Raw genomic sequence first — 13,306 nt, 5'->3', positions numbered from 1 at the left:
CCGCAGGCTGATCGGTATGACCACGAGAGATCGCCTGCTGGCGGTGGTCGTCGCAGTGTTCTGGGGCGGCAACTTCATCGCGTTGGACCAGGGGCTGGGGCACTTCCCGCCGTTCTTCTTCGCCGGGCTGCGCTTCGCCGTGCTGCTGCCGATCCTGTTCTTCGTGCCGTTCCCGCAGGTGAAGTGGCGCTGGCTGATCGGCTACGGCCTGTTCTTCGGGACCTTGCAGTTCGCGTTCCTGTTCGTCGCGATGAAGATCGGCATGCCGACCGGGCTGGCCTCGCTGGTGCAGCAGGGGTCGGCGCCGTTCACCGTGCTGCTGGGCGCGCTGCTGCTGCGCGAGAAGCTCACGCCGGTGCAGGTGCTGGGCATCACCACGGCGGTGCTGGGCATGGTCGCCATCGGGTGGCACCGCGCGCAGACCGCGACGCTGCTGCCGATGCTGATCACGCTGTGCGGCGCGTTCTCCTGGGCGCTGGGCAACCTGTGCAGCCGCAAGGCGGAAGCGCCGAACCCGCTGCACCTCTCGCTGTGGATCGCGATCGTCCCACCGGTGCCGATGTTCGCGGCGTCCGCGGTGTTCGAGGGGCCGACGACCGGCTGGCACGCGGTCGCGACGGTCTTGGACTCCCCGACCGGGACGGCCGCGCTGGCCGGTCTCGCCTACACGTCGCTGCTGGCCACCGTGGTCGGATCCGGGTTGTGGACGACGCTGCTCGGCAGGTACCCGGCGAGCACGGTGGCCCCGTTCTCGCTGCTGGTGCCGGTGGTCGGGTTCAGCACGGCCTGGCTGATCCTCGGCGAGCAGCCGCACCCGTTCGAGCTCGCCGCCGGGGCGGTGGTCGTCGGCGGGGTGCTGCTGGGCAGCATGCGGATCGCCCGGCGCCGACCGGCGCTGGAGCCGACACCCGTGTGACGCCCGGAAGGGCCCGATCGGTCGACCTGGTCAGGATCAACGATCCCTCACCACATCAAGCGATCGGGCCCCTCTCGAAATCCGGATTCCTGACGTGCACGCCGTTTCCCACCGGGCAGTCGTAGAGCACCAGCGCCTGGTTGGTCTCGGCGACAAGCCGGACGGCGACGGTGCGGTCCAGGATCGCCCGGTGCTCGCAGGCCGAGCACCGGAGCGCGCTGCTGTACCTCACGCGCGACCTCCCTCCTCCAGCCGAAGATCCTATGTGGACGTCGGCCGCGACGGAACGGGCTCGCGGGAAACCGCCAGGATCACGCCGTCGGGACGACCGCTTCCGGCGTCACCGAGCGGGGCTGGAGCTCGCCGTCGCGGATCTGCTCGGCGAAGTGGCAGGCGACCCGGTGACCCGATCCGATCTCCCGCAGCACCGGGCGTTCGGTGTCGCAGCGCTCCTCCTGCCGCCACGGGCAGCGGGTGTGGAACCGGCAGCCCGACGGCGGGTTCGCCGGTGAGGGCAGGTCGCCCGTGAGCAGGATCTGCTCGCGGGAGTCCTCGACCTGCGGGTCCGGCACCGGAACCGCCGACAGCAGCGCCTTGGAGTAGGGGTGCAGCGGCTGCTCGTAGAGAGCGTCCGATGTGGACTCCTCGACGATGCCGCCCAGGTACATCACGCCCACCCGGTCGGCGATGTGCCGCACCACGGCGAGGTCGTGCGCGATCACCAGGTAGGTCAGGCCGAACTCCTCCTGCAGGTCCTCCAGCAGGTTGAGCACCTGGGCCTGCACCGAGACGTCCAGCGCCGACACCGGTTCGTCGGCCACCACGAGCTCCGGGCCGACCGACAGCGCGCGGGCGATGCCGACGCGCTGGCGCTGCCCGCCGGAGAACTCGTGCGGGTACTTGCGCAGCGCTGTCGGCGGCAGCCCGACGGCGTCGAGCAGTTCGCGCAGCCGCGCGTCGGTGGACGCCTTGTCCTTGGCCAGGCCGTGCGCCCGCATGCCTTCCACCAGCAGCGATTCCACCGACTGGCGCGGGTCGAGCGAGGACAGCGGGTCCTGGAAGACCATCTGCATCCGCTGCCGCATCGTGCGCAGCTTCTCGCCCTTCATGCCGGACAGGTCGGTGCCGTCGAAGACGACCTCGCCGCCGGTCGGCTTCTCCAACCGCAGGACCGCGCGACCGAGCGTCGACTTGCCGCAACCGGATTCCCCGACGAGACCGTAGGTCTCACCGCGCTTGATGCTCAGCGACACCCCGTCCACGGCGTAGACGTGGCCGACCGTCCGGTCGAGCACCACGCCCTTCTTGATCGGGAAGTGCACCTTCACGTCGTTCAGCTCGACGAGCACGTCCTCGCTCACGCCGTCCTGAGCGCCGGCCACGGAACTTTCGCTCATGACGCCACTCCGTCCTGCGGGACACCCGCACCCGGTCGGCTCACATGAGCGCGAGGGACGAAATTGTCGCTCATGACGCCACTCCGTTCTGCGGGACACCCGCACCCGGTCGGCTTACACGAGCGCGAGGGACGAGATTGTCGCTCATGACGCCTCCATGCTGTTCGAGATCGGCTCGCGAACCGGGTTGTGGCAGCGCAGCAACCGCGCTCCCGCGTCGACGCTGACCTCGGGGGTCTCGCGCTCGCACACCTCGGTGGCGTTCGGGCAGCGCGGGCAGAACGCGCACCCGGTGTCCCACGGGATGTTGTCGGCCACCGAACCCGTGATCGGCGACAGGCGTTGCCCGCGGGGCGAATCCAGTCGCGGGATCGAGGCCAGCAGGCCTGCGGTGTAGGGGTGCTTGGGCCGGGCGAACAGCTCGTGCCGCGCCGCGCGCTCCACCACGCGACCGGCGTAGAGCACGTTCACCTCGTCGCACAGCCCCGCCACCACACCGAGATCGTGGGTGATCATGATCAGCGCGGTGTCGGTCTCGGCGACCAGTTCCGAGAGCAGCTTGAGGATCTGGGCCTGGATCGTCACGTCCAGCGCCGTCGTCGGCTCGTCCGCGATGAGCAGCCGCGGCTTGCAGGCCAGCGCCATCGCGATCAGCGCCCGCTGCCGCATCCCGCCCGAGAGCTGGTGCGGGTACTCCTTGAGCCGCCGGTTCGGGTCCGGGATGCCCACCTTGCGCAGCAGCTCCTCGGCCTCGGGCATCGCCTGCTTGCGGGGCAGACCTCGGTGCCGCTCGATGACCTCGGAGACCTGCAACCCGATGGGAACCACCGGGTTCAGCGAGGTCAGCGGGTCCTGGAACACCATGCTCAGGTCCTTGCCGCGCCGGGCGTCGAGCTCCTTCTTCGGCATCGTCAGCAGATCGGTGCCGTCGAAGGACACCGAGCCCGACACCTCCGCCCCGCGCGGCGGCAGCAAACCCATGATCGCCAGCGAGGTCACCGACTTGCCGCATCCGGACTCGCCGACGAGGCCGACGGTCTTGCCCGGTTCGACGTCGAAGGAGATCCCGTCCACCGCGGTCACCGGCGGCTCGCCCTTGCGGGCGAAGACCACGGAGAGGTCGCGAACTTCCAGCAATGCCATTGCCAACTCCCCTTACCGGCGCCGCTTGGGGTCCAGCGCGTCGCGGAGCGACTCGCCGACCAGCGTGAAACCGAAGGCGACCAGGATGATGCACCCCGCGGGCCAGAACGCCAGCTGCGGGTGCGAGTCGATGATGTCCTGCGCGCCGCCGAGCATCTGGCCCCATTCCGGCACCGAGTCGTCGGCCGCGCCCAGGCCCAGGAAGGACAGCGCCGCCGCGTCGATGATGGCCACCGCCAGCACCAGCGTGGCCTGCACGATCACCGGCCCCAGCGCGTTGGGCAGCATGTGCCGGAACACGATCGCGCTCTCCTTCACGCCGAGAGCCCGCGCCGCCAGCACGTGGTCGCTGCTGCGTTGCGCCAGCATCGTGCCGCGCAGCAGCCGCCCGAAGATCGGCACCTGCACGATCGCCACCGCGAGGATCACGGTGAACTGGGTCTGCTCGGCGAACAGCGCGCCGATCGACACCGCCAGCAGCAGCGACGGCACCGACAGCATCACGTCGGCGATGCGCATGACCAGCGAGTCCACCCAGCCGCCGAAAGCACCGGCGAGCAGGCCGAGCACCAGACCGCCGCCGAGGCCGATGACGGTGGCCAGCACCGCCACCAACAACGTCTGCTGAGAACCCAGCAGCAGCCGGGACAGCAGGTCGCGGCCGTACTGGTCACCGCCGAGCGGGAATCCGGGCTGCGACGGCGGGATCGTGTTCTCCGCGCGGGAGACCTGCGATTCCAGCAGGCGCTGCGCCGGGTCGTGCGGCGCGATCAGCGGCGCCAGCAGGGCCAGCAGCACGAACGCCACGATGACCAGGGCCCCGACGATGAAGACCGGGTTGCGGCGCAACCTCCGCCAGGCCGACGCGGCGAGGCTGACACCGGCGTCGGAGGCCGACTCCGCCAGCGCGTCGAGCTTGTCCTTGCGCTGCGTGTTGAGCACCATCGTCCCTCACCGTGTCCGCAGTCGTGGGTCGATCAACGCGTACGAGAGGTCGACGACGAGGTTGACCAGCACGTAGACCATCGCGGAAGCCAGGATGACCACCTGCAGCACCGGGAAGTCCTTGCGTTCGAAGCCGATCGCGACGGCCTGCCCGATGCCGGCGATGTTGAACACCCGCTCGGTCAGCACCGCGCCCGCCAGCAGCGCACCGGTCTGCAGGCCGATGGTGGTGACCACCGGCAGCATCGCGTTGTGCAGGATGTGCCTGCGCCGGATCACCATCTGCCCCAGGCCCTTCGCGCGCGCGGTGCGCACGTAGTCCTCGTCCATCACGTCGAGCACCGCGGCCCGGGTGATCCGGAAGATCACCGCGAACGGGATGGTCGACAGCGCGATGGCGGGCAGGATGAGGTGCACCAGCGCGTTCCAGGAGGAGGCGTCCCACTCGCGGGTCAGCAACCCGTCGAGGATGTAGAAGCCGGTGACCCGGGTGGCGTTGATCGCCGAGTCCTGCCGCCCGGACGCGGGCAGCGCGCCGAGCTCGATGGCGAAGACGAACTTCAGCAGGAACGCCAGGAAGAACACCGGAACGGCGACGCCCACCAGCGACCAGGTGATGCTCAGGTTGTCCAGCCATCCCCCGCGCTTGCGGGCGGCCAGGTACCCGAGCGGGATGCCGACCACCACGGCCAGGGCCAGCGCCAGGATGGACAGCTCCAGCGTCGCCGGGAAGCGCGTGATGAACACGTCCAGCGCGGAGTCACCGCGCTGCACCCCGGTCGAGGTGCCGAAGTCGCCGGTGATCGCCCGGCCGAGGAACTTGAAGTACTGCACGAAGATCGGCTGGTCGAGCCCGAGAGCCTTCTCGAGCTGCTCCCGCGCCGCCGGTGTGGCGCGGTCTCCCAGCAGTGCCGAGACCGGTCCGCCCGGCAGCATGCGCAGCCAGCCGAACAGCAGCATCGACAGGACGAAGACGACCAGGACCAGCTGTCCCAGTCGTCGAACAGTGAAGCGGAGCACGCGAAAACCCCCGTGTTCAAGTCAGCGAACCGGGTGCTGCGCGCGGAACCGGTGCGAACCGGTCCCGCGCGCAGCACCGCGGGATCACTGCTCCGAGACGCTCACCGAAGCGAACTCTTCGGCGGTCAGCGGTGAGGTCACCAGACCCTGGACTCGGGAGCTCGTCACGATCGCCGGCGGCGAGTGCGACAGCGGGACCGCGGGCAGGTACTCGGACAGCAGCTTGCGGTTGATGTCCTGGTACATCGAGGTGCGCTTGGCCTCGTCCGGCTCGGAGTCGGCCGCCTGCAGCTGCCCCGCCAGGTCCTCGCCCCACGGCGCGCCCGCGGTGTAGAACCGGTTGGTCGGCGTGCCGAAGAACGTGCCGATGAAGTTGTCCGGCGTGTTGTAGTCACCGGTCCAGCCGAGCAGGAAGATGTCGGCCTTGGCGTTGTCGACGTCGTCGATGTAGCCGCCGTTCCACGGCTTGCTCACCGGGTTCACGGTGATGCCCGCTTCGCGCAGGTCCTCGGCGAGGGCGTTGTAGATGCCCTGCGGGTCCGGCATGTAGGGCCGGGTGACCTCGGTCGGCCAGTAGAAGTTCACCGTCAGGTTCGACGCGCCCGCCTCGGCGAGCAGCTGCTTGGCCTTGGCCGGGTCGTGCGGGTACTGCTGCACGTCGGGCGCGTAGCCGTCGACGTTCTGCGGGTAGAACTGGCTGGCCACCGAGGCGCCTTCCGGCAGGTTGGCCTTGACCAGCGTCTCCCGGTCCACCGCGTGGGCCAGGGCCTGCCGGACCTTGAGGTTCTGCAGCGCCGGGTTGTTCTTCTGGGTGATCCCCAGGTACATGATGTTGAACGGGTCGCGGACCTGGACGTTGTGGCCCGCGTCGCGCAGCGCCTTCAGGTCGGCGGCGTTGGGGAAGTCGTAGCCGTCGATCGCGCCCGACTCCAGCTCCTGCTTGCGGACGGTCTCGTCCGGGATGATCCGGAAGATCAGCTCGTTGACCTTGGTCTTGTCACCCCAGTACTGGTCGTTGCGGACCAGCTTGATGGTGCCGTTGGACTGGTCGTAGGAGTCGAACTTGAACGGCCCCGTGCCGGTCGGGTGGGCCTTGGCGTACTCGGGGTAGACGAAGCTGTCGCCCTGCGCCTGCACGTCGTTGGCCTTGTACTTCTCCATCGCCGTCGGCGACTGCATGCTGAACGACGGAAGGCCCAGCAGGTCGGGGAACTTCGAGGTCGCGCGGGTCAGGTGCACGACCGCGGTCGTCGGGTCCGGGTTCTCGCAGTTCTGGAACAGCGAGGGCGCCTTGCCGTCGGCGAAGCCGCCGAAGTTCTCGATCCAGTAGTAGGACAGCGCGTTGTTCTGCCCGGCCCCGGTCTGGTTGTACCAGCGCTGGAAGTTCTTGCAGACCGCGTCGGAGTTGAAGTCCGTGCCGTCGTGGAACTTCACGCCGCTGCGCAGCTTGAACGTCCACGTCTTGCCGTCCGGGGTGTGCTCCCAGCTCTCGGCCAGCGAGGGTTCGACCTCGACCGAGCCGGGCTTGAAGTTGACCAGGCCCTCCATCAGCTGGCGGGTGACGCGGAAGGTCTCCCCGTCGGAGGCGTAGAAGGGGTCGAACAGGTCCGGAGCACCGGCCGCACCGAAGGTGAAGGTGCCGCCCTCTCCGCCACCGGCCCCGCGCTCGGATTGCGCGCAGCCCGCCAGGGACGCAGCAGTGGCGAATGCGATGCCGACCGTGATGATCCGACGCAGAGAGCGGGTTCCGCTTCGCCGCACCGATGGAGCTCTACTCATTGGATTTACCCACCCGTTTGTGTCCAGAGGCAGCAGAGTTCCGTGAGAGTAACCCTCGAAAGGAGGGGAATGGAACAATCAAGGTTACGATCGCGCTACTTAGGCGATCCTTAGCGAACTCGGATCAATCGGGCAAAAGAGGGACCTTGCCAGAACTGCGAGTTCTCCGCTAAACGCGGGCGAATAGAGGAAGGAATCGTCCTAGTCAAGACCCTGGCGACTTGTTTCCTCGGACACGAAGACGGCGCCTGACCTCCCGGGAGTCCGAGAAGAAAGGCGCCGCCGTTCTCGCTATTGATTTGTTCGCGTTTTAAACGTTCGCGCCTACTACATCGAACGCCGACCGGACAGCGCCCGACCGAGCGTCAATTCATCGGCGAACTCGAGGTCGCCACCCATCGGAAGTCCGGAAGCGAGCCGCGTGACGTTCAGACCCGGGAAGTCGCGCAACATCCGCACCAAATATGTCGCGGTCGCCTCGCCCTCGGTGTTCGGGTCCGTCGCGATGATCACCTCGCTGATCTCGTCGGTCCCGATCCGCGCCAGCAGCTCCCGGACCCGGAGCTGATCCGGTCCGACGCCCGACAGCGGATCCAGCGCACCACCGAGCACGTGGTAGCGGCCCTTGAACTCGCGGGTGCGCTCCACCGCGAGCACGTCCTTGGGCTCCTCCACCACGCAGACCAGCGTCTTGTCCCGCCGGGCGTCCCGGCAGATGCGGCAGGTCGTCTCCTCGGAGACGTTGCCGCAGACGTCGCAGAACACCACGCCCTCCTTGACCTGCTGCAGGACCTCCTGCAGCCGGGTCACGTCCGCCGGCTCCGCGGCCAGCAGGTGAAAGGCGATGCGCTGCGCGCTCTTCGGACCGATGCCGGGAAGACGTCCCAGCTCATCGATCAAATCCTGTACCGGACCCTCGTACACGTCGACTCGCTTAGAAGTTGCGGATGTTGTGGTCTTCCAAGCGGCGGAGCCGCTTTCTCGTTCACCAGCCCAGCAGCCGGCACCGCCGCGGGTTCTGAGGTGGTTCTCCTGCGAGGACGCCTCGACGCTGTGTATTGGCATACATGAGTCGGGGCGCCCGGAGCAGGAGGGCCGCCTCAGGTTCCGCTAACCGCACCGCCACGCAAGCAGACCACCAACCTCCTCGCTGATCACAGGCCTGGCAGGCCCAGGTCGCCCAGGCCGCCGCCCAGGCCGCCCGTGAGCGGGCCCATCTTCTGCGCCTGCAACTCCTGCGCGGCCCTGTTGGCGTCGCGAACGGCCGCCACGACCAGGTCCGCCAGCGTCTCGGTGTCCTCGGGATCGGCCGCCTTCGGGTCGATCACCAGTCCCTTGAGCTCCCCGGCACCGGTGACGGTCGCGGTCACCAGCTCGCCACCGGCACTCCCGGTGACCTCCGCATCGGCGAGCTCCTGCTGCGCAGACATCAGCTGCTCCTGCATCTTCTGCGCCTGTTCCATGATCTGCTGCATGTTCGGCTGGCCACCTGGCTGCACCGTTACTCCTCATCGCCCGGGTGAGTACCCCCGCACGGGGCACAAGACCAGCGTAGAGGTTCTGCCGCGACCCGGTTCCGGGGCCGTCTCGTCCGGTCGGCTTGGTCGTCATCACGCGACGTGACAGGGTGATCACGTGACGCTGGACATCACGCGGCTCCTGGAACTGACCACCTGGCGCGCGTTCGACGTGAGTGACGACGGACGGGTGCTCGCGGGCTGCGACGAGTCCGGGTCGGTGCAACTGGTGGAGCTCGCCGACGACCGGCGCACCGAGCTGACCGCGCTGGCCGGTGCCGTCACCGGCCGGTACCTGCCCGGCGAACGCGCCGTGGTGGTGCAGCACGACAGCGACGGCAACGAACGCGGCCAGCTCTCGCTGCTGCGCCTCGACGACCGCCGGCGGCGCCCGGCCCGGCTGTCCGAACTGGAGCCGCTGGTCCGCGACCCCGAGCACGTGCACCGGCTGCTCGACGTGCTGCCCGGCCGCATCGTCTACGCCACCAACCGCCGCAACGGCGTCGACTTCGACGTGGTGATCCGCAGCGTCGTCACCGGCGAGGAGCACGTCCTCTACGACGGCGGCGGCATGGTCGCCGAGGTCTCGGTCTCCCCCGACTCCCGCTACGCGGCCATCACCGTGCCCGCCGCGAAACCCCTGTCGGACCAGGTGATCCTGGCCGACACCATGCCCGAGACCGGAGCCGACCGGCTGCGCGCGCTCACCGGCCGCGACGTCGCCGCGCGCCACCTGAACCCCGGGTGGCAGGCCGGAGGGCTCGTCGTGACCAGCGACGCCGAGCGCGAGCACACCGGCATCGCGCGACTGGACCCGCGCACTGGCGAGCCCCGGTGGCTGGTGACCTCCCCGACGCACGACCTCACCGGCCGGTTGTCGCCGGACGGGCGCACCCTGCTGGTGCTGACCGCCGTCGACGGCGCGCACCGGCCCGCCCTGCACGACGCCGAGACCGGCGAGCACCTGATGGCCATCGCGCTGCCGACCGAGGGCTGGTGCGGATTCCCGCTGCCCGAGCCGGTCTGGTCACCGGACTCCCGGTTCGCCGCGCTCACCTTCAGCTCCCCCACCTCTCCCGGTGACGTGCTGATCGTGGACACCACCGCCCGCACCTGCGCCCCGCTGACGTTCTCGGCGGCGCAGCTGGCCGGGGAAGCCCTCGCCGAGCCGACCACGCACCGGGTTCCCGCTCGCGACGGCCAGGAGATCCCGTGCTTCCGCTACGCCCCGGCGGAGCCGGACGGGTCGGCCGTCCTGCTCATCCACGGCGGCCCGGAGAGCCAGTCGGTGCGCGCGTTCCACCCGCTGGTGCAGGCGATGGTCGCGCGCGGCCACACGGTGCTGGTGCCCAACGTCCGGGGCTCCACCGGCTACGGCAAGAACTGGTACTCGGCCGACGACGCCCGCAACCGGCTCGAATCCGTCGACGACCTCGCCGACCTGCACCGGTGGCTGCCCGAGGTGGGTGTCGACCCCTCCCGCGCCGCGCTGTGGGGCGGTTCCTACGGCGGCTACATGGTGCTCGCGGGACTGGCCTTCCAGCCCGGGCTGTGGGCGGCGGGCGTGGACATCGTCGGCATCTCCTCGCTGGTCACGTTCCTGGAGAACACCGCGCCCTACCGGCGGGCCCACCGGGAACGCGAGTACGGCAGCCTCGCCACCGATGCCGACTTCCTCCGCGAGGCGTCCCCGCTCACCCGCGTCTCCTCCATCGCGGCGCCGCTGTTCGTCCTCCACGGCGCCAACGATCCGCGCGTGCCGCTGACCGAGGCCGAGCAGATCGTGGAAGCGGTGCGCGGCAACGACGTCGCGTGCGAGTTCCACGTGTACCCCGACGAGGGCCACGGTCTCGCCAAGCGCTCCAACCGCCTCGACGCCTACCCGAAGGCCCTCGCCTTCCTGGGCCGGCACCTCGGCTGACCGACGTCAGCCCTCGATGCGGCGAGCGCCCAGCTCCCGTTCGAAGAGCTCGACGGCCGCCGAGTCGGGATCGCGCCCGACGCGCGTTCCGGCCTCCATCGGGGAGGACTCCGCGAGCATCGACTCCGGGTCTTCGTCCTCCGGTTCCGGTGCTGCGGGGCGCTGCGGCTCCGGTGGTGGCGGGATGTCGTCCGGCGGGGGCTCCTCGTCCGGGGGCTCCGGCGGCGGCGGGATGTCATCGGGTTCCGGCGGGCGCGGAACCGAACCACCGCGCGCACCACCGGGATTGCGCTGCTGAGCAGCACCGTTGGGGCCCTGCCCGTTGCCCTGGGAGGGCTTCGGCTCCGGCGGGCGCTGCTCCGCGGGCTGCTGCGGCGGCGCGGCGGCCTGCTGCTGCGACGGGCGCTGCGGTGGCTGCGGGGGCTGCTTCGGCGCGGCAGGCCGGGCGGGCGGGGCCGCCCCGGCTTCGACGCACTGGATGTCCCACTCGCCGCCGACGACCTCGCGCAGCGATTCCCGGACGAAGTCCAGCCGCCGCTGCTGCGCGAGCTGCTTGACCAGCCCGGACGTCGGCATCGACAGCACCAGCACGCCGTCGTTGAGGTCCTGCACGGTGGCGTTGAGCAGCAGCGCCTGCGTCGGCCGGTTGCGCTTGGCGACGCCCTGCAGCACGTCGGTCCACACCCGGCGCACGGCCGCGGCGTCGAACCCGTTCGGCGCGGACGCGGCGGGCTGCGAGGCGGCAGGCGCGGCGGGAGCGGACGCAGCGGGCCGGGCGGGTTCCGGGGCCGGTTCCGGCGGGCGCGGCGGCTCGGCGGGACGCTGCGGCTGCGATGCTGCGGCGGGCGTCTCGGCCTGCGCGGCGGGCCGCTGCGGTGCCGGTTCAGGCGCCGGAGCGGGCGCGGGCTTCTCCTGCGCGGCAGGGGTTTCCGCCGGTTTCGGCGCGGGCGCCTCCTGCGCGGTTTCGGCGGCGGCGCGCTCGTGCGGTCGCTGGAAGACCCGCTTCGGCCTGTCGCCGTCACTCGAAACCGGGGGCGCGGCACCGGGTTCCGCGGCCGGGGCCTCGCCCGGCGCGATGGTCATCCGGCGCTCGACGCGTTCGAGCCGTTGCAGCAGCGCGGTTTCCGAGTCGGACACGGCCGGCAGCAGCATCCGCGCGCACAGCAGTTCCAGCAGCAGGCGCGGCGCCGTGGCTCCGCGCATCTCGGACAGTCCGGTGTGGACGATCTCGGCGAACCTCGACAGCGTCGCCGCGCCCAGCTGCTCGGACTGCTGCTGCATGCGGGTGAGCTCGTCGCCAGTGGTCTCCACCAGACCCCGCTCGCCCGCGTCCGGGACGGAGCTGAGCAGCACCAGGTCGCGCAGCCGGTCCAGCAGGTCGGAACCGAAGCGGCGCGGGTCGTGCCCGGCCTCCACCAGCCGCTCGACCGTGCCGTAGACGGAGGCGGCGTCGCCCGCCGCGAGCGCGTCGACCATGTCGTCGATCAGCGCGACGTCGGTGACCCCGAGCAGCGCGACGGCCCGCTCGTAGGTGACGCCCTCGTCCCCGGCACCGGCCAGCAGCTGGTCGAGCACGCTCAGGGTGTCTCGCGCCGAACCGCCACCAGCCCGGATGACCAGCGGGAACACCGCCGGTTCGACCTTGACGCCCTCATCGGCGCAGATCCGCTCCACCAGCTCGCGCATCACGCCCGGCGGCATCAGCCGGAACGGGTAGTGGTGGGTCCGGGACCGGATGGTGGTCAGCACCTTGTCCGGTTCGGTGGTGGCGAAGACGAAGATCAGGTGTTCCGGAGGCTCCTCGACGATCTTCAGCAGGGCGTTGAAGCCCTGCGTGGTGACCATGTGGGCCTCGTCGATGATGAAGATCCGGTACCGCGACTGGGCCGGCGCGAAGAACGCGCGGTCCCGCAGCTCGCGGGTGTCGTCGACACCACCGTGGCTGGCCGCGTCGAGCTCGACGACGTCGACGCTGCCGCCGCCCTCGGGCGCGAGCGACACGCAGGAGTCGCACTCGCCGCACGGGTCCGCCGTCGGTCCCTGGGCGCAGTTCAGCGACCGCGCCAGGATGCGCGCGCTGGAGGTCTTGCCGCAGCCTCTAGGGCCGGAGAACAGGTACGCGTGGTTGATCCGCCCGGCGGACAGCGCGGTCCGCAACGGCTCGGTGACGTGTTCCTGCCCGGCGACCTCGGCGAAGGTCGACGGACGGTACTTGCGGTAAAGGGCGAGCGCCACGGTCGGAACCCTACGCGGTCGGGCTGACAACTCGGACCAGGGTGAGCTTCCCTGAAAAGTAAGGGGACCCCGTGCACCCGTCAGAGCCCGCTTACCCTTGCTGCCTTCCGGCCCTGGGGGAGTTCACAGGATGGACGCCGCACGAGGTCCACGGACAGTGTACCCAGACGCGGCCCCCGCCCGTAAAACCGGGGCCCGCGACTCGCGCCACCAGTGGTCACCGCAGCTCAGACCCCCTATCCGCTTCGCCGAATCGCCCTGTTAGGCTTCCGCACGGAGGATTGGCCGAGCGGCCTAAGGCGCACGATTGGAAATCGTGTTGGGTTAATAGCCCTCACGGGTTCGAATCCCGTATCCTCCGCAGGTCAGAGGCCCGGAAGCGATCTCGCTTCCGGGCCTCTCGCATGTCCAGTCTCAGTTTTCGTCTCAGTAG

Annotated in this window: 11 protein-coding genes, 1 tRNA gene and 1 other RNA gene; 3 read left to right on the top strand and 10 right to left on the bottom strand. The window is 70.0% G+C overall.

Annotated features, from left to right (window positions below; translation table 11 throughout):
- Window positions 1–16: 16 nt before the first annotated feature.
- Window positions 17–916, top strand: coding sequence for an EamA family transporter (locus KBO27_RS31510; RefSeq protein ID WP_210973508.1), 900 nt, complete (start codon window positions 17–19; stop codon window positions 914–916).
- A gap of 55 nt (window positions 917–971) precedes the next feature.
- On the opposite strand, the gene KBO27_RS31505 is transcribed toward KBO27_RS31510, so the two are convergent.
- The 8 genes from KBO27_RS31505 to KBO27_RS31470 form a co-directional block, all read right to left on the bottom strand.
- Window positions 972–1,148: a hypothetical protein gene (locus KBO27_RS31505; protein WP_210973507.1), complete on the bottom strand. Its 177-nt coding sequence runs from the start codon at window positions 1,146–1,148 to the stop codon at window positions 972–974.
- Window positions 1,149–1,227: 79 nt separating this feature from the next.
- Entirely contained in the window at window positions 1,228–2,313 is a 1,086-nt protein-coding gene (locus KBO27_RS31500) for an ABC transporter ATP-binding protein (protein ID WP_210973506.1), read from the bottom strand.
- Between the two features lie 144 nt (window positions 2,314–2,457).
- A complete protein-coding gene (locus tag KBO27_RS31495; RefSeq protein WP_210973505.1) occupies window positions 2,458–3,456 on the bottom strand; it encodes an ABC transporter ATP-binding protein in 999 nt (332 codons plus the stop codon).
- Between the two features lie 12 nt (window positions 3,457–3,468).
- Entirely contained in the window at window positions 3,469–4,401 is a 933-nt protein-coding gene (locus KBO27_RS31490; RefSeq protein ID WP_210973504.1) for an ABC transporter permease, read from the bottom strand.
- 6 nt (window positions 4,402–4,407) lie between these two features.
- Window positions 4,408–5,421, bottom strand: coding sequence for an ABC transporter permease (locus KBO27_RS31485; protein WP_210973503.1), 1,014 nt, complete (start codon window positions 5,419–5,421; stop codon window positions 4,408–4,410).
- Window positions 5,422–5,505: 84 nt separating this feature from the next.
- Complete coding sequence (locus KBO27_RS31480) at window positions 5,506–7,200, bottom strand: ABC transporter substrate-binding protein (protein WP_210973502.1); 1,695 nt, start codon at window positions 7,198–7,200, stop codon at window positions 5,506–5,508.
- A 327-nt stretch (window positions 7,201–7,527) separates the two neighbouring features.
- The gene (gene recR / locus KBO27_RS31475) at window positions 7,528–8,124 is read right to left on the bottom strand and encodes a recombination mediator RecR (protein WP_132673322.1); all 597 of its coding nucleotides are present in this window, start codon (window positions 8,122–8,124) and stop codon (window positions 7,528–7,530) included.
- A gap of 230 nt (window positions 8,125–8,354) precedes the next feature.
- Window positions 8,355–8,675: a YbaB/EbfC family nucleoid-associated protein gene (locus tag KBO27_RS31470; protein ID WP_235877941.1), complete on the bottom strand. Its 321-nt coding sequence runs from the start codon at window positions 8,673–8,675 to the stop codon at window positions 8,355–8,357.
- A 160-nt stretch (window positions 8,676–8,835) separates the two neighbouring features.
- On the opposite strand from KBO27_RS31470, the gene KBO27_RS31465 reads away from it, so the two are divergent.
- Entirely contained in the window at window positions 8,836–10,638 is a 1,803-nt protein-coding gene (locus KBO27_RS31465; protein ID WP_210973501.1) for a S9 family peptidase, read from the top strand.
- A 6-nt stretch (window positions 10,639–10,644) separates the two neighbouring features.
- Here the strand turns inward: KBO27_RS31465 and KBO27_RS31460 are convergent, their stop codons facing one another.
- Both KBO27_RS31460 and ffs read right to left on the bottom strand, forming a co-directional pair.
- The gene (locus KBO27_RS31460) at window positions 10,645–12,873 is read right to left on the bottom strand and encodes a DNA polymerase III subunit gamma and tau (protein ID WP_210973500.1); all 2,229 of its coding nucleotides are present in this window, start codon (window positions 12,871–12,873) and stop codon (window positions 10,645–10,647) included.
- A gap of 58 nt (window positions 12,874–12,931) precedes the next feature.
- Window positions 12,932–13,026: signal recognition particle sRNA small type (gene ffs, locus KBO27_RS31455), an RNA gene on the bottom strand.
- A 122-nt stretch (window positions 13,027–13,148) separates the two neighbouring features.
- On the opposite strand from ffs, the gene KBO27_RS31450 reads away from it, so the two are divergent.
- A tRNA-Ser gene (locus KBO27_RS31450) sits at window positions 13,149–13,234 on the top strand.
- The last annotated feature ends 72 nt before the right edge of the window (window positions 13,235–13,306 follow it).

The organism is Saccharopolyspora endophytica (assembly GCF_018070075.1).
GTDB lineage: Bacteria > Actinomycetota > Actinomycetes > Mycobacteriales > Pseudonocardiaceae > Saccharopolyspora > Saccharopolyspora endophytica.
This window is presented reverse-complemented; position numbering and strand designations above follow the sequence as displayed.